The organism is Streptomyces sp. NPDC044704 (assembly GCF_056433525.1).
Map to the genome: position 1 here is coordinate 239,610 of NZ_JBWKGY010000003.1, position 20,696 is coordinate 260,305.

Below are 20,696 nucleotides of genomic sequence, written 5' to 3' on the forward strand. Positions count from 1 at the left end.
AGGGGGCGTACGCATCCGGCCAGGCGTACGAACGGGCCGCGTACGCCGGTTCAGACCCGGCGTACGGAGGGCATCGGCAGGATCACCGCCCCGGCCTCCGGCGCCTTGCGGCAGACGTCGCCGCAGGTGGCGTCGAGGGAGCAGCACAGCGAGCAGATCGGTCCGGCCTGGGCCGGGCAGTCGGCGATGTCCGGGAGCTCGTACGCGGTCTCGCACACCGAGCAGGTGTGCGTGGCGGTGACGTCCGCGACCTCCACCCCGGGGCCGTTCACGGTGTTCGGCCTGGCCAGGTAGTACTTCCCACGGGTCGCCCAGGCGATCAACGGGCACAGGAGGAGGGCGAGTCCGGCCGCGATGAAGGTGGAGAAGGCCTCGGCGTACGTCCCGAAGAGTCCGAAGAAGGCGAGGATCGACACCGTGGAGGCGATCACCATCGCGCCGAAACCCGCCGGGTTGACGGCGTGGAGGTAGGCCCGCTTGAACTCGATGTACGGCGGGCTCAGTCCGAGCCGCTTGTTGATCACGAGGTCGGCGGCCACGGCGGCGATCCAGGCGATGCCGACGTTGGAGTAGAAGCCCAGCAGCTTGCCGAGCATCGCGAACATGTTCAGCTCCATCAGCGTCAGCGCGATGCCGAGGTTGAGGAAGATGTACCAGACCCGGCCGGGGTGGCGGTGGGTGATGCGGGAGAAGAAGTTGGACCAGGAGAGCGAGCCGCTGTAGGCGTTGGTGACGTTGATCTTGATCTGGGAGACGATCACGAACAGCGCGGCGGCGGGCAGCGCGAACCCGCCGAGCCAGGGGCGCAGCGCCTCGATCTGAGGGGCGATCGGCTCCAGGGCGTGGGTCTTGCCGACCGCCTCCAGTGCGACGAACGCGAGGAAGGCGCCGCCGAGCTGCTTGGCGGCGCCGATGACCACCCAGCCGGGGCCCGCCGCGAGCACGGCGAGGTTCCACCGGCGGCTGTTGGCGGTGGTTCTGGCGGGCATGAAGCGCAGGTAGTCGGCCTGCTCGCCGATCTGCGCGATGAGCGAGAGGGCGATGCCGGTCCCGAAGCCGAAGCCGATCCAGGAGAAGCCCGGGCCGGCTCCTTCCGTACCGCCGAAGTGGGTGAAGGCGCCCCAGCTGCCGGGGGCCTCGAAGGCGAGCACCAGGAAGGGCAGCGCCAGCCCGACGAGCCAGACCGGCTGGGTCCAGGCCTGCACCTTCGCGAGGGCGCCCATGCCGCGGAAGACGACCGGGATCACGATGAGGGTGGTGACCAGGTAGCCGATCTCGACCGGCAGGCCGAAGGCCTGGTGCATGGCCTGGGCCATGATCGAGCCTTCGAGGGCGAAGAAGATGAAGGTGAAGGAGGCGTAGATGAGCGAGGTCAGGGTCGACCCGAAGTACCCGAAGCCGGCGCCGCGCGTCACCAGGTCCATGTCCAGCCCGTACGTCGCGCACGCGCGCGCGATGGGGATGCCGGTCAGGAAGATGACGGCCGCGGCGGCCAGGATCGCGGCGGCGCCGCTGGTGAAGCCGTAGGCGAAGACGATGGACGCGCCGATCGCGAAGTCGGCGAGGTAGGCGATCCCGCCGAGGGCGGTGCCGGCGACGGTGCCGGGTCCCCACCGGCGGAACGCGTGCGGGGCGTACCTCAGCGAATAGTCCTCGCGGCTCTCGTCGGCGGCGAGCTTGGCGTAGCTGCGGGCCGGCGGCGCGGGAGCGGGGGTGGTGGCGGTGTCGGTCATGGCGCCCGACGGTAGGGCCGCCACGTGACGGCCCGTCACTCCCCGGCGTTGCCCGGGCGTAACGCCCGCCCGCCCCGCGTCACCGCGGTGTGAACTCCCCCGCGACCCCCCGTCCGCTCAGCGGTACCCGGCCCCGGCCGCGTCGGCCCGGGGCGCGGGCCCCCGGGGACACCGCCGGGCCGGGCGGGCCGGGCGGGGCGGGGTCACTTCACCGGCAGGTGGTACGCGAGGCGGTAGCGGTCGGCCGGGACGACGACGTCGGCCGTCTCCACCGCCCGTCCGGAGGCGAAGTAGGTGCGGCTCACCACGAGGACCACGTGCCCCGGGACCCCGCCGAGCGACATGATCTCCTCGGCCAGCCCCGGTCTCGCGCCGACCTCCTCGACCACGTTGTCCACGACGACGTCGATGGCGGCCATCCGGTCGACCACCCCGGAGCCGCCGAGCGGCCCTTCCTCCGGCAGCATCACCGGGGTCCGGCCGGTCACGGCGAGGGGCTCCCAGGAGGTGGAGAGCATCATCGCCTCCCCCGCGTCGCGGAAGACGTACCGCGTGCGCATGACCCGGTCGCCCGGTTCGATGCCGAGCCGCTTCGCGATCTCGGTCGGCGCCTCCGCCTGTTCGCTGTTCGACTCCCACGTGCCGCGCGCGCCCGTCTCCGCCTGCTCCTGCCGGAACGGCGTCGACGAGCCGCCCGTGCGGTAGCCGGAGCGCGCGACCCTGCGCGGTACGGGCTGCTCGCGCACGTACGTGCCGGAGCCGGAGCGGCCCTCGACCAGCCCCTCCGCCATGAGGACCTTGCGGGCCTCCAGCGCCACCGTGTCGGAGACCCCGTACTCCTCGCGGATCCGGGCCTGTGAAGGCAGCCGGGCGTGCGGGGGCAGGGACCCATCGACGATCTTCCGTCGCAGATCCCCGGCGACGCGCAGATAGGCCGGCTGCTCACCGAAAGTCACTGGCCACTCCCATCAGGTTGACAGACAGCTACACCCTGGCAACCGACGGTTGTGCAGCGCAAGCACGGGCCAGAGTTTCACCCGAAGTGATGAAGGCAGGTCACTCAAACCCGTTACCGCGCGTTACCCACAAGGCCTCAGACGGATTCCGCCGAGGGTCCGCCCCCGGAATCCTCGCCCGCATCCCCCGGGTAGTCCTCCAGCCACTCCGGAACCACGGTCGCCAAACCGTAGGCGCCGCGCAGCGCCTGTTCGGTATCGACCGATATCGCCGCCAGTGCCCCGTCCCACGCGGCCTGGAACTCGGCCGGCTTCGTCGCCCGCGCGGCCCGCTGCCACGCCTTGCGCGCCGCCTCGACCTCCTTCAGCTGCGCGGCCGCCGCCGGACCCGTCCCCGGACGGCGCGTCACGTCCCGGAGCATCCGCTCCTCCGCGCCCAGCGACTCCTCGACCTCCCGCGCCCACGCCCGGTACTCGGGCAGGGCGTCGGCGACCTCGGCGTCCGGTCCGCGCCCCAGCGCCTGGTCCGCGGCGTTCAGCGCGCGCAGCAGGGTGACCTGTTCGGGCGTCAGCATCCCCTCGTCCCGGCGCAGGCTCCCCTCGTGCTCCTCCTCGGAGGTTCCGATCACGCAGATCAGACGCCGGTCGCCCGCCAGCCAGGACTCGCGCGAGGGCGCGAAGTAGAACATCTCCGCGTACCCGGGCAGCGCCCACGTGTCCATCGCGTACGCGTCCTGCGCCTTCCAGCACATGTCCGTGACGGACCGCTGGAGCTCCTGCGTGCCCGGGAAGGAGTCCGTGCCGAGCAGGGTCGCGGAGGTCACCTCGGCGTCGTGGACCGAAGCGCAGCCGATCCGGTAGACCAGGGGGTCCTCGTCGAGGAGGTCGCCGCCGGGGACGTTGAAGCACTCCCCCGCCCGGAGTTCCTCCATGACGGTCAGCTCGCCCTCGGTCACCTCGGGGGAACGGGACGGGCCCAGCCGGTCGAGGAACTCCCTGCCGTACGCCCCGGCGCCGGCCACGACGGCGGCGGTCATCCCCACGGAGACCACCAGGCCCACGACCGCCAGGACCTTGCCGCGCTCCCCCTTGCGCGCGATCTGCACCAGCGCCACCACGGCGAAGACGATGCCCAGCGGCGGGAAGCAGAGCAGCCCGACCAGCAGGGAGGCCAGGGCGAACCCGTTGAGCTCGGGCGGCAGCGCCCGGGCGGGCGGCCCCCACGGCGGCTGCGGGGACGGCGGAGGCCAGTGGTGGCCGGGGCCGGCGGGAGGCCGCGGCGGGGGCGGGGTGCTCACGGGGTGAGGTGCTCCATCACGGGGGGCGCGAACGAATGCGCGAATAGTACGCAGCGGGGGCGACCGAGTCCTCGGTCGCCCCCGCGTTCATCGCGCGATCCAGCCTGTTATCGCGCCCCTTGCCTCCCGGTCTCCCGGGGGGTCGTCAGAACTGCAGCGCCCACGAGTCGATCTTGCCGACGTCGGCGTTCGCGAGGTCGGCGACCCGCAGCTTCCAGACTCCGTTGGCGACCTCGGAGGAGGCGTTCACGGTGAAGGTCTGGACGATGTTGTCCGCGCTGCCGCCGGTGCGGTTGCGCAGGTTGTAGACGGTGCCGTCGGGCGCGACCAGGTCGACCTTGAGGTCACCGACGTAGGTGTGCTTGATGTCGACCGGCACGCTCAGCGTGGCCGGGGCGTTGCCGGAGATCCCGCTGACGGTGACCGGCGACTCGACGGTGGCGTTGTCGTTGATCGCGTAGTCGTTCAGGTTCTCGAAGCGGGTGCCCGGGTTCGGCGGGGTGGTACCCCCGCCCACGTTCAGCAGCCGGTTCGGGGAACCGGAACCGGGACCGGTCACCACGTTCGGGGTGGCCGCGGCGACCAGGCCCGCGGAGACCTGGGCCGGGGTGCTGGCCGGGTTCTGCGAGAGGTAGACCGCGGCCGCGCCCGCCACGTGCGGGGAGGCCATCGACGTGCCCGAGATGGTGTTCGTGGCGGTGTCGCCGGTGCCCCACGTCGAGGTGATGTTGGAGCCCGGCGCGAAGATGTCCAGGATGCTGCCGTAGTTGGAGAAGCTGGACTTGGCGTCGGTGTTGGTGGTGGAGCCGACGGTGATGGCCTCCGCGACGCGCGCCGGCGACTTGGTGCTGGCGTCGGTCGACTCGTTGCCCGCCGCGACGGCGTAGGTGATGCCGGCGGCTATGGAGTTGCGTACGGCGGTGTCGAGCGCGGGGTCCGCCCCGCCGCCGAGCGACATGTTGGCCACGGCCGGCTTGACGGCGTTGCGCGTCACCCAGTCGATGCCGGCGACGACCTGGGCCGTGGTGCCGGAGCCCTGGTTGTTGAGCACGCGGACGCCGACGATCTTGGCCTTCTTGGCGACGCCGTGCGCCGTGCCGCCGACGGTGCCCGCGACGTGGGTGCCGTGGCCGTGGCCGTCCTGGGCGGTGTTGTCGTTGTCGATGGCGTCGTAGCCGTAGGAGGCGCGGCCGCCGAAGTCCTGGTGCGTGATGCGGACGCCGGTGTCGATGACGTAGGCGGTGACGCCCTCACCGGCCTTGTCCGGGTACGTGTAGCTGTTGTCCAGCGGGAGCGAGCGCTGGTCGATGCGGTCCAGGCCCCAGGACGGCGGGTTGGGCTGGGTGGCGTCGACCGTGAAGAGGCGGTTCTGCACGACCGACTTGACGGCGGGGTCGCCGGCGAGCTTTCTGGCCTGCGGCTCGGAGACCTCGACGGAGTAGCCGTTGAGGGCGGCGCTGTAGGTCCGGTCGATCTTCGCGCCGTACCGCTTGGCCACGGCCTTGCCGCTGTCCGCGGTGGAGCGGGCGGCGGAGTCGTTCAGGGTCACGATGTAGCTGCCCGGGATCGCTCCCTCGGCGCCTGCGTTCTGAATGACGCCCAGTGCGCCGTGGTCGGCCGCCGAGGCGGGTAAGGCGGCGGCCGCGCCGAGCGCGAGGGCCACGACGGCGGTCGCGCTGATGCCGGCGATTTTCCGGCGGGTGTGACGCATCACGGACATGTGAGGGTTCCTCCTCATAGGTGGTGCGCTGCGGGGGGTGTGCGACGGCGCACGAAGGCACCAAAAGGCATGCTCATGACAATGAGCGGTGCCCAACAGGCCGTCGCTCCCGAAAGGTTGACCCACCTGTGCGGCATCCGACAAGAGGACAACGGACGCGTAACATCCGTGCCATACAACGGCCATGATTGAGCAAAGGCGTTCCGCACATGACGCACGCACTCCCTGGTTACCTCTGCCCCGAGGACGGCACGCGCGCGGACGTGCGGACCGCCCCGTGGTGCTGTCCGGTCTGCGGTGGCCCCTGGGACCTCGACTTCGCACCTGATCCGGCCACCGCCCTGGAACCGTCCGCCGGACCCCACTCCCTGTGGCGTTTCGCGGCCGCACTGCCCCTGCCGGGGGCATTCTCGGTGACGCTGTCCGAAGGGCACACCCCGCTGGTGCCGCTGGCGGAGCGCGTTCACGCCAAACTCGACTTCCTGATGCCGACGCTGTCGTTCAAGGACCGGGGCGCGGTGATGCTCGCCGAGGTGGCCCGGCGGCTGGCCCCGGAGCGGGTGGTCGCGGACAGCAGCGGCAACGCCGGAACCTCCGTCGCGGCGTACTGCGCGCGGGCCGGACTGAATTGTGAAGTTTTCGTGCCCGAGGGCACTTCGGAGAAGAAGACCGGGCAGATGCGGGCCCACGGGGCCGCCGTACGGATCGTGCCGGGCGGCCGCGAGGCCGCCGCCACGGCCGCCCGGGCCGCCGCCGACGAACCCGGCGTCTTCTACGCGAGCCACGTCTTCAACCCGTACTTCCTCCAGGGCACGAAGACGTACGTGTACGAGGTCTGGGAGGCCATGGCCGGACGGCTGCCCGAGGTACTGGTCGTCCCGGTCGGCAACGGCACGCTGCTGCTCGGCGCCGCGCTGGCGGTGGAGGAGCTGGCCCGGCGCGGGGTGCGGCCGCCCGCGCTGATCGCGGTGCAGTCGGCGGCGGTGGCCCCGCTGGCCTCCGCGTTCGCGGCGGGCGCCGAGGACGCGGGGCCGGTGCCCCAGCTGCCGACCCTGGCCGAGGGAATCGCGATCCCGGCCCCGCCGCGGGCCCGGCAGATCCTGGCGGCGGTACGGAAGTCCGGCGGCACCTTCCTGACCGTCCCCGACGACCGGCTGCGCGAGGCCCAGCGGGACCTCGCCCGCCGCGGCCTCTTCGTCGAGCCGACCGCCGCGGCCTGCTGGGCGGCGGTGCGCCCCGGCGCCCCCGGCGACCCCCTCCAGGGCCGCACCGCGGTCCTCCCCCTGTGCGGCGCGGGCGCGAAGACGGGCCTGGCCACGTAACCCCTGCCGGGGCGGCACCGGGGAGGGGCCTCCGGCCGGGGCACGCGCGGACAGACGGCCCAAACGGGCGGGCGGGCGGCCCGGCGGCCCGAGCAGAGGGCCGGGCGGGTCGGCGGGTCGGGCAAGAGCCCGGGCGGGGGACCCCGGTGGACGGTCCGCACCAGCGGCGCCGGCGGGGGCCAGGTGACATGGTGTCGGAAATTCGCCAGCCCCGGGCGGGGCGGTCTGATGGACTGCACCCATGACCGACTCCCGTGACCTCGCCGCCCGCGCCGCCGCCTTCGCCGCGCTGCACACCCCCGCCTCCCCGCTCGCCCTCGCCAACGCCTGGGACGTCGCCAGCGCCCGCGTCGTCGAGGCCGCCGGCTCCCGCGCCGTGGCCACCACGAGCGCGGGCGTGGCCTGGTCCCTCGGTTCCCCCGACGGCGACGCCCTCGCCCGCGACCGCGCCCTCGACCTGATCGCCCGCGTGGCCGGCGCCGTGTCCGTCCCCGTGACCGCCGACATCGAGGGCGGCTTCGGAGCCGACGCCGCCGCCGTCGGCGAGACCGTCACCGGGGTCCTCGCCGCCGGCGCGGTCGGCGTCAACATCGAGGACGGCAACCGCGCCCCCGCCGACCACGCGGAGCGCCTCGCCGCGGCCCGCGCCGCCGCCGATGCCGCCGGGGTCCCGCTCTTCGTCAACGCCCGCATCGACACCTACCTCTTCGGCCTCGGCGCCCCCGAGACCCGGCTCGACGAGACCCTGGCCCGCGCCGCCGCGTACCTCGAAGCCGGGGCCTCCGGCATCTTCGTGCCCGGCGTGGTCGACCCGGCCACCGTCTCCGAACTCGCCAAGGGCATCGACGCCCCGCTCAACGTCCTCGTCGGCCCCGCCGCGCCGTCCGTGGCCGAGCTCGGCGCCCTCGGGGTGGCGCGGGTCAGCCTCGGGTCCTGGGTCGCGGAGGCCGCGTACGCCCTGGTCCGCCGCGCCACCGAGGAGCTGCTGGCCGGCGGCACGTACGGCCCGCTCGCGGACGCGCTCCCGTACGGCGAGCTGAACGGCCTGCTCAAGGGCTGAGAAATCCAGAAGCCTGCAAGGGCCAACGACCCTAGGATCCGGACATGCGCACCTCAACCCCGGTCGAGAGCGGCCCCGCCGCGCCCCCGCACCGCAAGATCACCGGCGCCGTCTGGACCGCGCTCGCCCTCGTGTACGTGGTCTGGGGCTCGACCTACCTCGGCATCCGGATCGTCGTCGAGACCATGCCGCCGTTCCTCTCGGCCGGGGCCCGCTTCATCACCGCCGGCCTGGTGCTGACCGGGATCGTCGCCTGGCGGTTCGGGCCGGCCGCCCTCAAGGCCACCGGCGCGCAGGTCCGCTCGGCGGTCCTGGTCGGCCTCCTGCTGATCCTGGGCGGCAACGGCCTGGTGGTGCTGGCCGAGACCAGCGTGCCGTCCGGACTGGCCGCCCTGCTGGTGGCGAGCGTGCCGATGTGGGTGGTCCTGCTGCGGACGGCCACCGGGGACCGGCCGCCTGCGCGGACCCTGGGCGGCGTACTGGTCGGTCTCGCCGGGCTGGCGGTGCTGACCGGTCCCGGGCTCAGCGGGGCCGTCCGGCTGTCGGGCGTCCTGCTGGTCGTCGTGGCGGCGGTGCTGTGGTCCCTGGGCTCGTTCTCCGCGTCGAAGCTGCCGCTGCCGGGCAACCCCTTCACGGGCAGCGCCTACCAGATGCTCGCGGGCGGGGTCGGCGGGGTCGTCGTCGGCCTGTTGCGCGGCGAGCAGCACGGCCTGGATCCCGGCTCCTTCTCCACCGCCTCCTGGCTGGCGCTGGCCTACCTCGTGCTGATCGGGTCGGTGGTCGGTTTCACCGCGTACGCGTGGCTGCTCCAGGCGGCGCCGCTGTCGCTGGTGTCCACGTACGCGTACGTCAATCCGGTCGTCGCCGTCGCGCTCGGGGCGCTGATCCTCGACGAGGCGCTGACCTGGCCGATCCTGCTCGGCGGCGGCATCGTGGTGGCGGCGGTCGGCGTGATCGTCAGCACGGAGCGCAAGAAGTAGCGGCGGGCGCCGGGGACGGCGGGGCTCAGCCCCGGGCCGCCCGCTCGTAGAGGGCCTTGGCGCGCTCGTCGTACAGCGCGGCCGTGGAGTCCACGTCCGTGTCGCCGCCGCTGAGCACCCCGATCAGCCGGCCGGGCTGGCCCGTGCCGCCCCGGTCGGCGATCCAGGGGCTGCCGCTGGTGCCCGTCCAGAAGCCCGAGCAGCTGATGTACAGCATGTCGGGGTCCTCGTCGTCGTGGCGGGTCTGGGTGGTGCAGGAGACCGGCTTGTTCTGCGGGTTGTGCTCGGACTCCGGGTAGCCGACGACGGTCACCTCGCGTTCGTACCCGGAGGTCCAGTCGGGCTTCGGCGCCTCGCCGCCGCCGACCCGTTCCTGCACGCTGCGGCCGTCCTCGTCCGGTTCGACGGTGAGGAAGGCGAAGTCGGCGGTGTCCTCGCCCCACTTCGTCCAGCGCTCGTCCACGTGGATCGAGCGGACCTTCCACACGCCGAGCGGCTGGGTGCCGGCGCCCTCGCCCGAGAAGGCGGGGGCGAAGGCGAGCTCGCCGATGGCGAGGCCGTCGTGCGCGACCTCGCCCGGCTGACCGTCCTCACCGGCCGGGGCCACGCAGTGCGCGGCGGTGGCGACGACGTTGCCCTCAGGGCTGTCGACCACGCTCGCCGTGCACCAGTGCTCCCCGCCCGCCATGAGCACGCCGACGGTGGGGAACGGATGCACCGCCCGGTCCTCGGACGCCTTGAGGAGCACGAGTCCCGCCACCGCCGCGATCCCCGCGGCGGCGGCCGCCGAAGCGCCCCTCAGCACCGGGCTCAGGGCACGGCGGGGTCGGGGGTCGGCGCTTGCAACACCTTGCTGATCCACGCCAGCGAACCCTCCCTCATGCCGCGTACGTACGACTTTCCGTTGTGCTCACCATCCTGGATCACCTGGAGCCGGGTGTGCACGGGGCCCTTCCCGTACTCCTTCATGAACTTCTCGGCGAGGTCCCGGCCGCTCTCCTTGGTGCCGATCTGGAAGTTGACGTAGACGTCCGGGCCGCCCGCCCTGATCAGCTTCTCGGCGAGCTTCTCGGGGTTGTTCTCGTCCATGGCCTGCCGGTTCCCCTTCCACAGCGGGGAGTCCGGGACGATGTCGACGCCGCTCGCGATGGCCGCCTTGAAGCGTTCGGGGTGCTTCAGGACGTGCTTGAAGGCACCGAAGCCGCCCGAGGAGGAGCCCATGAAGGCCCAGCCGTCGCGGGAGGTGAAGGTGCGGAAATTGGCCTTCGTGAAATCCGGGACGTCATCGGCCATCCAGGTGCCCATCTTCGGCTGGCCGGGGATGTCCGAGCCGTCGAAGTGGTGCTTGGTGTCGGCGTTGATCACCGGCATGACGAGGATGAAGGGCAGGCTGGTGCCGTCCTTGACCCCGTCGATCACGGCCTGCTGGAGGCCGAGGCCGGGCCCGGTGCCCCAGTAGTTCTTGGGGTAGCCGCGGCCTCCGGGCAGGGAGATCAGCACCGGGAAGCCGCTCTTGGCGTACCGCGGCTCGTCGTACTCCTTCGGCACCCACACCCACACGTCACCGGTGAAACCGGACTTCGCCCCGGTCAGCGTGGTCATCGCGATCTGCGTGCCGTCCGGCAGCCGGCTGGCGCGCGTGAACTCGGCCTTCGGGCCGGTGGGCATGAGCACCCCCGGCCGGATGTCCTCGGCCGCCGCCGACTCCTGGATCTTCCCGAAGGACACCGGATCCCCTATGTCCGAGAAGAGGCCCGCCTTGTAGGCCGCCGCGCCGCCCCCGGCGGCGAGGACGAAGACGAGTCCGCCGATCAGGAGCGGACGCAGGCGCTTCGGGCGACGGTGGCCCCCGGTCGCGGGGCCTTCGTCGCCTTGCTGGTCATGCTGCACGGATTGTTCCCGTTCCTTCTCCGGCGCCCTGGTTGGGCGCGAGTCGGACCGATAGGTCCCCCTTACACACCTGACAGAGGTGTGAACGACCGTATGGGTTGCCTGGGACCGGGGCGACGTGGCGAGGGCCACGTGGCCCCGGGCGGGAACGGGGCGGGAACGGGGGCGGGACGGTCCGGCCGGGCCGGGGTCCCGGATCAGCCCGCGTCGGGCTTCGGAGCCTTCAGCACCTTGCTGACCTCCTGCAAGGCGCTCTCCTTCATGCCGCGGACGTAGTCCCAGCCGTTGTGGTCGCCGCCCACGATCTCGTGGATGGTGACCTTGACGGGCCCCTTGCCGAACTGCTGCTGGAACTTGTCCAGGCGGGCGCGGCCGCCCTCCTTGGTCCCGTACTGGAAGGCGACGAGGACCTCGGGGCCCTTGGTGTCGATCAGTTTCTGGGCCAGCTTCTCCGGATTGTTGGCGTCCATCTCCGCCTGGTGGCCCTTCCACAGCGGGGAGTCCGGGACGATCTCGCCGCCGTTGGCGATCACGGCCTTGAACTTGTCCGGGTGCTGCATGACGTGCTTGAGGCCGACGAAGGCGCCGGAGGAGTTGCCCATGAAGGCCCAGCCGTCGCGGGACTTGTACGTACGGAAGTTCGCGCGGGCGAAGTCCGGCACGTCCTCGGCCATCCAGGTGCCCATCTTGGCCTGGCCGGGTATGTCGGAGCCGTCGTAGTAGTACTTGGCGTCCGGGTTCAGGACGGGCATGACCAGGATGAACGGCAGGCTGGTGCCGGCCTTGACGCCTTCGCTGACGGCCTTCTGGAGGCCCAGGCTGCGGTCGGACCAGTAGTTCGCCGGGTAGCCGTTGCCGCCGGGGAGCGCGATGAGGACCGGGAAGGCGCTCTTGGCGTACTTGGGGTCGTCGTACTCCTTGGGGGCCCACACCCAGACGTCCCCCTCGAAGCCCGACTTGGCGCCGGTCAGCCGGGTCTTGGCGATGACCGTGCCGTCGTCGAGCTTGGCGGTCTGCTTGAAGGCGGACTTCGGTCCGGAGGGCATGAGCACGTCCGGGTCGCCGCTCGGCGTGGGCGTGGCCGCGGTCTCCGGGGACTTCTTCTTGGCCCCGGTGTCGGCGGCGGGCGCCGGGTTCTTGCCGAAGCTGACGGCCTCCCCGTTCCCGGAGAACCACTCGTACTTCCAGGCGGCGAAGCCACCGCCGGCGGCGAGCAGCGCGCAGGCGACGCCCGCGCTGATCCACACCGCGCGCCGGGACCGCCTGGGCGCGCGCCCGGGCTCGCGGCTGGACGGCTGCTGCGGGTACTGGTGCACGGACTTCGCTCCGAACGGTCATGCCTGTCCCGGGCGGGACAGAACGGCTGGACATCCCCTTAGTCCTGATGGGCGAACGCCCCGGGGAGTTCCAAAACACGGCAAAAACTTGCGCTGAACCTCTGGTGCCGGCCCGGACGCCTCCCGGACGCCCACGCGGACCGCCCCCGGGCGCCCCGCGGCCGCGGGCGGTCACTTCAGGGCGTCGAGCACCTCCGCGCAGCGCCCCAGCAGCTCGATGAGCCGCTCCCGTTCCTCCGCGGAGAAGGCGGCGGCGAGCGCCCGCTCGACGCGTACGGCGCCGGCGTCGGCCTGCTCCATCACGGCCCGGCCCTCCTCGGTGAGGCGGGTCTCCAGGACGTTGCGGTGCCACTCGTGCGGCGTCCGTTCGATGAGCCCGCGCTCCTGGAGGTTCTTCAGCACGGTGTTCATGGTCGGCGGGGTGACCCCGCAGAGCCGGGAGAGGGCGGCCGCCGAGATGCCCGGCTTCTCGCCGAGCCAGAGCAGGGCGGCGTACTGCGGAACCGTTACTGCGGCCGGTTTGCAGGCGGTGTTCTTCGCCGCGAGGAGCGCCTGCTCGGCGCGCTTGATGTGCGAGCCGATGCGCTCCTCGGCGGGCATGGAGGTCATGCGGGCATCCTACGACCCTTGCCAATCATTAGAGCTCTAACTACTCTTCGCCTACACCTGATCGAAAGGGAACACCCATGCCGAAGCTGCCGAAGCTCCTGCCCCTCACCCTGACGCTGACCGCGGCGGCACTGTCGCTGGGCGCCGCACAGCCCGGCACGGACGCCCGCGTCGCGACCGCCTTCACGCTGCCCGGCGCGAAGGTCTACCCCGAGGGCATAGCCGCCGACGCCCGTACCGGCACGGTCTACGTGGGCTCGTACGCGGACGGCACCGTCTACCGCGCCCGCCCCGGCGCCCGTACCGCCGAGGTCTTCCTGCCGGCCGGCGCCGACGGCCGCACCACCGCGAACGGCCTCCGCGTCGACGCCCGGGGCCGCCTGTGGGTCACCGACTCCACCAAGGGCGTCACGGTGTACGACACCCGGACCGGCTCCCGCCTGGCCCGGTTCGAGATCCCGGACGACGCCCCGCGCTTCGTCAACGACCTGACCGTCACCCCCGACGGCACCGCCTACCTGACGGACAGCGTGCGCGGGGTGATCTACCGCGTCACCCCCGCCCAGCTGGCCGCCGGCGACGGCCCGCTGCTCACCGCGTACGACCTGACGCCCGCCCTGCGCCCCCGCCCTGCGGGCGCCTTCAGCCTCAACGGCATCGTCTCGGACCCGGCCGGGCGCTACCTCCTCGCCGTCGACATGCCGGAGGGCGACCTCTACCGCGTCGACCTGCGCGGCGGAGCCGTCAGCCGCGTCACCCTGACCGGCGGGGACCTCAAGGCCGCCGACGGGCTCGACCTCTCCGCCGACGGCGCCCTGCGGGTGGCCCACAACACCCCGAACACCCTGACGCGCTGGCAGCTCACCCCGGACGGCACCCGCGCCCGCCTGACCCGCACCCTGACGGACCCGTCCCTCCAGATCCCCACCACCCTGACCCACCGCCCGGGCCGCACCCTGGTGGTCCGCTCCCAGTTCGACAAGGGCGGCCCCCTGACCCCCTCCACGGGCACCCCGACCACCTTCACGGTGGCCGCGGTCCGCGGCCTCTGACACCGGGGGCCGACCGGTCGGCCGGACGAGCGCCCACCCGAGTACCCCGCGTTGACCAGGGCGTACGCCTCGTCAACGAAGAGGACCCCGTCCAGCACCTCCAGCACCACACGACCCGACCCGACCCGACCGAAGGCTGTGTACACATGGCACACTCGGTACGCTTGAGCGCATGACGCAGCCGCTACCCGTAGAGTCCATCCGCGACGTGCGCGCCCACCTGGCGGAAGTCGTGGAGCGTGCGGACCGCGACGACGTACCCACGGTCATCACGCGCCGGGGCAAGGAAGTCGCCGCCGTCGTCTCCATCGAAGTGCTGCGCAAGTACCAGGAGTGGGAAGAGCGCGAGATCAACCGGATCATCGACGAGCGCATGGCCAACCCGGCACCCGGCATCCCGATCGAGGACATCATGAGGGAGACGCTGGCACGCAGTGAATGAGCACCGCGTGAGTGAGTACCGGACCGTCTTCCGACCGGAGGCGCAGGCCGAGCTTCGGAAGATCCCTCGCGACATGGCGCTGCGCATCCTGGCCAAGCTGACCGAGCTGGAGACCGACCCTCTCGGCTTCAACACCACCGCACTCGTGTCCCAGCCCGAGCGACGCCGCCTGCGCGTCGGCGACTACCGCTTCGTCTACACCCTCGACAACGGAGAGCTGGTGGTCTGCGACGTTCATGTCGGACACCGGTCCACCGTTTACGAGACCTGATTGCCGCTGACCCCGCGTCAGAATATCCAGCACCCATCCAGCACGGCGACGGCGAAGGGGTCGGACTCGACAGAGTCCGACCCCTTCTGACCTGCATGTTTGCCACGTCAGTGACGTGGTGTCATTTCATCCGCTCAGACGTTGAAGCAGAATGCCTGAAGCCCGATCCTGACCTGCGGCGGAGCCCCATCCAGGGCTCTGACCAGCCATTTCTCGGTTGGCATGCGTTGGCTCCCGATGACTGTTTACGAGTGTCCTGCGGACTGGCTGCGGACTGGCCGGGGGTGCCGAGGCGGAGAAATCCATGGCGCACCGGACGGACCTCCAACGAGACTGCGCAGGTGAGCGACCCCTACCCCTGTCCCTGCTGCGGGCACCGCGTGCTCGACGCCATGCCCGGCTCCTACGAGATCTGCCCCGTCTGCTTCTGGGAGGACGACGGAGTCCAGTTCCGCTGGCCGACCATGGACGGCGGAGCGAACAAGGTCTGCTTGATCGAGGCCCAGCGCAACTACCAGGACTTCGGCGCCTGCGACCAGCACGGCCGGCAGTACATCCGCCCACCGGCCGAGGACGAGCCACTCGACCCCGCCTGGCGCCCCATCGACCCAACGCGGGACTCCTTCGAGGACTGGGACGCGGACCAACACACCCCGTGGCCCGACGACCGCTCGGTGCTCTGCTGGTGGCTCCCCACCTTCTGGCGCCGCCACCGCCGGCCTACTACCACCTGAGCCGAGAAGGGCAATCGCATGCCGTTCCAGCACCCGGAGAACACCGGCTACGGCCACGTCATCGAGCGCTACGTGACGACGATGGATTCGGATCATCCGCGCTATCTCGAACTCGGCTCACGCTTCCTCCGGCCGGGGTGGCCACACCGCGAACGATTCGCCCGCAGCCTCATCGAGGACGCGGTCACGATCACGGACGAGGAACTGGAAGCCCTCTTCTCCTATGAATGGCGCTCACGCGTCACCGCAGCATGGCTGGTCGGCGTGGGCCGACGTACCTCGTTCCGCGAGCGCATCGGCGGCCTGCTCCTGGACAGCGAGGTCTGCTACTCCGGCAAGGGCTACTGCTTCGCCCTGGCCCGCCTCGGCACCCACGCAGACGCCGAGATCCTGAGCTCCTACCTCGACCGCTACCTGCCCCGAACCGACCTCCGCTACGACCAGCCCGAGGCCCTCGGCGCCCTTCTCCGCCTCGACGCCCAGCTCGGCACCCACCACGCCGACCGCTTCACGGAGCCCGACGGCCTCTGGGACCACTGGGTCCAGGCCTTGGTGCACCTCCGCAACCAGCCGGGTTACACCCCGGACGAGCAGCGCCGATGGATGGACCTCCAGTGTGACTTCGCCGAGGGCTGGACCTGCTCCTGATTGTCCGTTGGTAGCAGGCAAGACGGAGGGAAGCCTCGCCCCAGGCTGCCGCTGACATCTAACAGCCCGTCACCTCAAGGCTGTCGCGGGAGCTTGCTGGATGGTCAACTGCCTTAGCTAGCAAGACAGTACCCCCTGTGCGAGCCGTGCCGATACGATGCTGAACCTGCGGACGTCCGGCCATTGGCCAGAGAGCGAGTAGCCAAGATGAACCTCGCCACAATCGAACGAATGGTGCGAGACGGAGATCTAAGCCTCGATGCGCTCAAATATCTTGTTGATTGCCGTGGCGAGTGCGAGTGGCTAGATTTTAAGCAGCTCCTCCGGCTTGAGAGTGGATACGAAACTTCCGCCTTCGCCAAAGATGCGCTTGCGATGAAGAATACGGGGGGTGGTTACCTCGTTATTGGGGTCCAAGACAAGACCTGGGTTCCGGTCGGTCTCGCGTCCGAGCTCCCGTACGACGCAAAACTCCTTCGCGATAAGATTCGCCGCGCGACTGGGCTCGACATTTCCGTGGATATCGTCCAGCATCAACTCCGATACGCGGGAGAGCCGCGATGGTTCGCCGTTATCCTCGTGAGAGCCGCAGCCAAGAGGAAGAAGAGGCGTACTCCTTCCCTAGTCAAGAGTGACTTCCACCCGAAAGAGTCATACGGACTACGACGCGGCGAGATCTATTTTCGTCGCGGCGATTCAACTGTACGCCTTGATAGCGCAGAGGAGCTCGAGGAACTCCTCGACGATCTCGAGGAAAGGGCAGACCGGGACAGTCTCGAACGGGACCAACCAAAAACCCCGTTTGCAGTGGACACAGGAACCTATCGGCTCCTAGAGAAGGATTACCAGTACTTCGTGGGGCGAGATCGACTGAGGGACCAGTTGGTCACGGCCGTCACGAAGGATCCCCGGATCTGGATCATCAACGTCCACGGACCTGGTGGTGTCGGAAAGTCCGCTCTCGCAACCTGGGCCGCTTACCACTTCTACGACCAGAGGGATTTTGAAGCGATCCTGCAGCTAACAGCCAAGGAGACGGTCCTGACGTCTGGCGGAATCTCTCGCTCTCAGACCCGGACACTGTATTCCCTCGAAGGACTCCTCGACCAGATCCTGTTGCTATTCGGGGAGGAGCCGCCAGCTACTCTTGACGAAAAGAAGCAGCTGGTCCTGGAATGGCTATCTGTTTGGCCGACCCTTATCGTCCTCGACAATCTCGAGACTGTCGACGACGGGAGAATCATCTCCTTCATTCAGGATCTACCGCCGGCTTCACAAGCCAAGGTAATCATTACCAGCCGCCGCAAGACCGGCGGATGGGAATATCCCGTCACGGTCCCGGAGCTGAACCACGAGGAGACTCGCGACTTCGTGGCAGTAAAGTCGGGTGAACTCCGAATCGACCTCTCACTCACGGAACGGCGAATCGGAGAAATCAACAACGCGTGTGGAGGGCTACCACTCGCAATCCAGTGGGCCCTCGGCCGATACAAGCTGTGCGGCGATCTAAATGACGCCCTAGGTGAAGTGAAAGGCGAGGACTCGCCAGTCCTCGAATTCAGTTTCCGCAACATCTGGGACGTGCTTTCCTCAGACGCTAAGCGCGTCCTAAGCGTCATGTCCATCTTCGACGCACCACCTGGAGATCAGCTTCTCGCCCTAGCTGCAGAGATTTCTCGCGAACGACTGGATTCAGCCCTACGCGAGCTAGAGGAGGCCACATTGGTGAGCCGCCAGGTTCACCCTGCCGACGGCCAAGCGACATACACCAGCCTTCCCATTACCCTATCGTTCGCAGCGAACCAACTAGCACGTTTTGGCGACCTGGAGACGGCTGCCCGACGCCGCGTCCAACAGTACACCCAGCAAATGGAATTGAAGTCCTGGGAAGTAGACAGGTTTGTCGGAATCTTCGAGCGTTACGGAATTCAAGCCGACAATGAAAAACGAGGAGCGATCCTCTGCCGACGAGGCGAGTCTGAAACATTCTCTGGGAATATGGATGCAGCCGACGCCCTCTTCAAGCAGGCACGCGACGTCGCACCGACCAGTGCGTACGTATTCGCAATGAGCGCAAGCTACGAGCTCGCGCGGAAGCGGATTGGGCAAGCAATAAAGTTTGCAGAAGTCGCATGCGCTCGCGCGAACCGGTTTACTGGCAGTCTCGCGTACAGCACCAAGGCGAGGGTATGCGACGCCCAGAGAGACAAATATGGCCGCGTCAATGCCCTTCGGCGCGCCGTGGAGTTCGCCCCCACAGACCTGGTACTGCTCCACCAGCTTGGCGTTGCGCTGAGTCGGGCTGGGGAAACCAGTGAAGCTATCGCCAAATTCACGGAAATCATCACCGTCGAGTCCGCGCGAGATATCCCAAGCGAGACTCTACTCATGGCCCTCAAGACTCGGATCATTAACTATCGACGGGCAGGATTCACACAGCAGGCACAGGAAGACCTGGCTCTAGCAAAGGACCTACTAGCACGACATCCTCACCTGAGCTCTCAGGCGCACCATATCGCGGAGCTTGAATAATCAGCATCTCTACCTACCCGATATAGCGGGTTTCCTTCACGGGTGTTCAGCCCGCCTGATAGGGCGGCACTGCTCAGCGCCAACCGTCAAGGGACACTTGTGCGCCCCCAGCCAGGAAATAGCGGAGGGCGCTGGCCGTGGTGTCGACGAAGGCTTCGGGGATGGCGTTGGCGTCGACCCAGCGGACCTGGGAGTGCTTGCGGGGTTCGCGGTTTTCGGGTTCGCCGGTCCATTCGTGGGCGGCGAAGACGACCGTGAGGAAGCCGTTGGGGGCCTCGACGCCCCAGGCGCCGTGGATGATGTGGGCGACCTTGAGGGACTCCGGCTTCACCGTGAGGCCCGTTTCCTCGTAGAGCTCGCGGACCGCGGTTTCGGTGATGGGCTCGCCCGGCTCGCTCTTGCCGACGGGCAGGTCCCACATGCCCTGGGCGAACTTGGCGTTCTCGCTGCGCTGGAGGAGCACGACGCGGTTGGTGGCCTTGTCGTGGACGATGACGGCCGCGACCAGCAGGGTCATCGATTCGAGCGCCGGCTTGAGGGCTTGGGAGCGGTCGTCGGTCTGCTGAGCCACGGGGTTCCCTTCGTCGGGCGGGTTGTTGGGCATGTTAGGCGAGGGCCTCGCGGGCGCGGCGGGCGAGATCAGCGGCGCCGGGGACGCGGCGGCGCTGGTAGACCTCGAGGGTGGAGCGGATGGAGGAGATCGCCTTGCGGGTGCGGTCGGATGTCATGCCCTCCATGAGGACGAGGGCCTGGGTCCAGGCGGCGACCGCTTCGTCGGCTCGGGCCTGGGCGGCGAGGCTGTCACCGAGGTCGGCGTGGGTGAGGGCGTGGACGCGCTTGTATTTCTCCGGGTCCCAGCGGGTGAGGGCGTCGCGGTGTTGTTGCTCGGTGCCGATGTGGTCGGCGAGGTCGGTGAGCGTGCGGGCGGTGTGGCTGGCCACGGTGCCGGCGGCTGGGCCGCTGACGCGGGAGAAGCTGGGCTGTGGGCCGTCGTCCCGTAGGAGAGCGTCTTCGGCGGCGAGGAGGGCACGGGCGGCCGAGGGGTTCTCGCCGGTGGCGGCGTAGGCGCGGGCGTGGGTGATGTGGAGGAGGGCTTCGGTCTGGCCGTCTACGTGGCCGAGGCCGCGGGTGAGGGCGCCTTCGACGAGGTCGACGCAGTGGTGGGGCTGTTTGAGGCTGAGGGCCTGGTGGGCGAGGGCGCGCATCATCCAGGCGGCATGGCCGTGGGGGTCGGCTTCGCAGGCGAGCTGGTAGCCGACCTGGTAGTAGCGCTGGGCGGCGCCTTCGTGGCCGAGGTCGTGGTGTTTCCAGCCTGCGAGGTAGGCGAGTTCGGCGACGGCGCCGAAGGCGGCCTGGCGTAAGGGTTCTGAGGGGAAACGTCCGCGGAGCATGGGGGCTGCGGTGTCAGCGAGGTAGGCGGTGACGGTCGTCAGACCGTGGCCGCCTCCGAGGCGTTCGTCGGCAGCGCTGAAGGCTGCGGTGATCTGCCGTACGACGTCGATGTCGTCGCTGCCGACGAGGGAGCGGGCGGTGCGAGCGCGGAGCATGCGGGAGGTGGCTTCGTGGTCGTGCAGGAGCGGCATGGCTACGCCGGCTGTGGTGAAGGCGGCGATGGCGAGGAAGCGGCGGCGTTCGACGTCCGCCCGGCCGAGGTCGGTGACTGCGGTGACGGGGTCGGTGTCCGGTGGCGACTCCGTGTCGGGTGAGTGGAGACCGAGCTCGGTTTGAGTGACGACGCGGCCCAGTCTGCGGGAGAGGGCTTCGGCGAGGTACTGCCCTGTCCGGCCGGACGGCGCGCGGGTGCCATGCGCCCAGTGGGAAACGGCCGATTTGTTGGTCTGGAGCAGGTCGCCGTTCTCGGCGGCGATGCGGCGCACATCCTTGGCGAGTGCCTCGTACGTGCACCCGGCGGCGTTGATCGTTTCGCGCAGGCGGGAGTTGGGGTTGGTCGGCGCTGGCACGATCTCCTCCGCTCCGGAGCTGTAAACCGCGTATACCGCTTGGCCTCGGTCACACCGTACCCACTCTGTGTAGCGGGCGGTTCACTTATCGACAGCCGCCCCACTCTCGGGCCGGGCGGCCCCCAAGTTCCGTACGCCCTACCGGGCTCGG

General features: G+C 69.9%; 19 protein-coding genes. 9 read left to right on the forward strand and 10 right to left on the reverse strand.

The window, feature by feature from the left end; all coding sequences use genetic code 11:
• Positions 1–50: 50 nt before the first annotated feature.
• The 4 genes from AC07B0_RS08560 to AC07B0_RS08575 form a co-directional block, all read right to left on the reverse strand.
• Positions 51–1,733: a purine-cytosine permease family protein gene (locus AC07B0_RS08560; protein WP_356872525.1), complete on the reverse strand. Its 1,683-nt coding sequence runs from the start codon at positions 1,731–1,733 to the stop codon at positions 51–53.
• A 203-nt stretch (positions 1,734–1,936) separates the two neighbouring features.
• Positions 1,937–2,689 (reverse strand): GntR family transcriptional regulator, encoded by a 753-nt coding sequence (locus tag AC07B0_RS08565; protein ID WP_356872527.1) that lies wholly within the window; start codon positions 2,687–2,689, stop codon positions 1,937–1,939.
• Between the two features lie 137 nt (positions 2,690–2,826).
• On the reverse strand, positions 2,827–3,987 hold the full coding sequence (locus tag AC07B0_RS08570) for a DUF4190 domain-containing protein (protein ID WP_478897362.1): 1,161 nt from the start codon (positions 3,985–3,987) through the stop codon (positions 2,827–2,829).
• Positions 3,988–4,132: 145 nt separating this feature from the next.
• Entirely contained in the window at positions 4,133–5,707 is a 1,575-nt protein-coding gene (locus tag AC07B0_RS08575; RefSeq protein WP_478897364.1) for a S8 family peptidase, read from the reverse strand.
• 209 nt (positions 5,708–5,916) lie between these two features.
• On the opposite strand from AC07B0_RS08575, the gene AC07B0_RS08580 reads away from it, so the two are divergent.
• The 3 genes from AC07B0_RS08580 (at position 5,917) to AC07B0_RS08590 (ending at position 9,069) form a co-directional block, all read left to right on the forward strand.
• The gene (locus AC07B0_RS08580) at positions 5,917–7,029 is read left to right on the forward strand and encodes a pyridoxal-phosphate dependent enzyme (RefSeq protein WP_356872533.1); all 1,113 of its coding nucleotides are present in this window, start codon (positions 5,917–5,919) and stop codon (positions 7,027–7,029) included.
• 241 nt (positions 7,030–7,270) lie between these two features.
• On the forward strand, positions 7,271–8,089 hold the full coding sequence (locus AC07B0_RS08585; RefSeq protein WP_469376662.1) for an isocitrate lyase/PEP mutase family protein: 819 nt from the start codon (positions 7,271–7,273) through the stop codon (positions 8,087–8,089).
• 44 nt (positions 8,090–8,133) lie between these two features.
• Positions 8,134–9,069, forward strand: a complete 936-nt coding sequence (locus tag AC07B0_RS08590) for an EamA family transporter (protein ID WP_469376660.1) — start codon at positions 8,134–8,136, stop codon at positions 9,067–9,069.
• 25 nt (positions 9,070–9,094) lie between these two features.
• Here the strand turns inward: AC07B0_RS08590 and AC07B0_RS08595 are convergent, their stop codons facing one another.
• The 4 genes from AC07B0_RS08595 to AC07B0_RS08610 all read right to left on the reverse strand — a co-directional run bounded on the left by AC07B0_RS08595 (position 9,095) and on the right by AC07B0_RS08610 (position 12,905).
• Positions 9,095–9,874, reverse strand: a complete 780-nt coding sequence (locus tag AC07B0_RS08595) for a trypsin-like serine peptidase (RefSeq protein WP_356872539.1) — start codon at positions 9,872–9,874, stop codon at positions 9,095–9,097.
• A gap of 5 nt (positions 9,875–9,879) precedes the next feature.
• Positions 9,880–10,959, reverse strand: coding sequence for an alpha/beta hydrolase (locus AC07B0_RS08600; protein WP_356872541.1), 1,080 nt, complete (start codon positions 10,957–10,959; stop codon positions 9,880–9,882).
• Between the two features lie 197 nt (positions 10,960–11,156).
• Positions 11,157–12,275, reverse strand: a complete 1,119-nt coding sequence (locus AC07B0_RS08605) for an alpha/beta hydrolase (RefSeq protein ID WP_469376658.1) — start codon at positions 12,273–12,275, stop codon at positions 11,157–11,159.
• 192 nt (positions 12,276–12,467) lie between these two features.
• Entirely contained in the window at positions 12,468–12,905 is a 438-nt protein-coding gene (locus AC07B0_RS08610) for a MarR family winged helix-turn-helix transcriptional regulator (protein ID WP_356872545.1), read from the reverse strand.
• A gap of 77 nt (positions 12,906–12,982) precedes the next feature.
• Between AC07B0_RS08610 and AC07B0_RS08615 the strand changes: the two genes are divergently transcribed.
• The 6 genes from AC07B0_RS08615 to AC07B0_RS08640 all read left to right on the forward strand — a co-directional run bounded on the left by AC07B0_RS08615 (position 12,983) and on the right by AC07B0_RS08640 (position 18,584).
• Complete coding sequence (locus AC07B0_RS08615) at positions 12,983–13,957, forward strand: SMP-30/gluconolactonase/LRE family protein (protein WP_469376655.1); 975 nt, start codon at positions 12,983–12,985, stop codon at positions 13,955–13,957.
• A 172-nt stretch (positions 13,958–14,129) separates the two neighbouring features.
• Positions 14,130–14,399, forward strand: coding sequence for a type II toxin-antitoxin system Phd/YefM family antitoxin (locus AC07B0_RS08620; RefSeq protein WP_266841967.1), 270 nt, complete (start codon positions 14,130–14,132; stop codon positions 14,397–14,399).
• 7 nt (positions 14,400–14,406) lie between these two features.
• Positions 14,407–14,670 carry a type II toxin-antitoxin system RelE family toxin gene (locus AC07B0_RS08625; protein WP_469376653.1) on the forward strand — a complete coding sequence of 88 codons (264 nt, stop codon included), beginning with the start codon at positions 14,407–14,409 and terminating at the stop codon, positions 14,668–14,670.
• A gap of 341 nt (positions 14,671–15,011) precedes the next feature.
• Positions 15,012–15,404, forward strand: a complete 393-nt coding sequence (locus tag AC07B0_RS08630; protein WP_469376651.1) for a CPCC family cysteine-rich protein — start codon at positions 15,012–15,014, stop codon at positions 15,402–15,404.
• A gap of 18 nt (positions 15,405–15,422) precedes the next feature.
• Entirely contained in the window at positions 15,423–16,052 is a 630-nt protein-coding gene (locus AC07B0_RS08635; RefSeq protein ID WP_469376650.1) for a DUF6000 family protein, read from the forward strand.
• Between the two features lie 207 nt (positions 16,053–16,259).
• Positions 16,260–18,584 carry an RNA-binding domain-containing protein gene (locus AC07B0_RS08640; protein ID WP_469376648.1) on the forward strand — a complete coding sequence of 775 codons (2,325 nt, stop codon included), beginning with the start codon at positions 16,260–16,262 and terminating at the stop codon, positions 18,582–18,584.
• A 73-nt stretch (positions 18,585–18,657) separates the two neighbouring features.
• Here the strand turns inward: AC07B0_RS08640 and AC07B0_RS08645 are convergent, their stop codons facing one another.
• Both AC07B0_RS08645 and AC07B0_RS08650 read right to left on the reverse strand, forming a co-directional pair.
• The gene (locus AC07B0_RS08645; protein WP_469376646.1) at positions 18,658–19,188 is read right to left on the reverse strand and encodes an NUDIX domain-containing protein; all 531 of its coding nucleotides are present in this window, start codon (positions 19,186–19,188) and stop codon (positions 18,658–18,660) included.
• Between the two features lies 1 nt (position 19,189).
• Complete coding sequence (locus AC07B0_RS08650; RefSeq protein WP_469376644.1) at positions 19,190–20,545, reverse strand: NsdA family TPR-like regulatory protein; 1,356 nt, start codon at positions 20,543–20,545, stop codon at positions 19,190–19,192.
• Positions 20,546–20,696 lie beyond the last annotated feature (151 nt).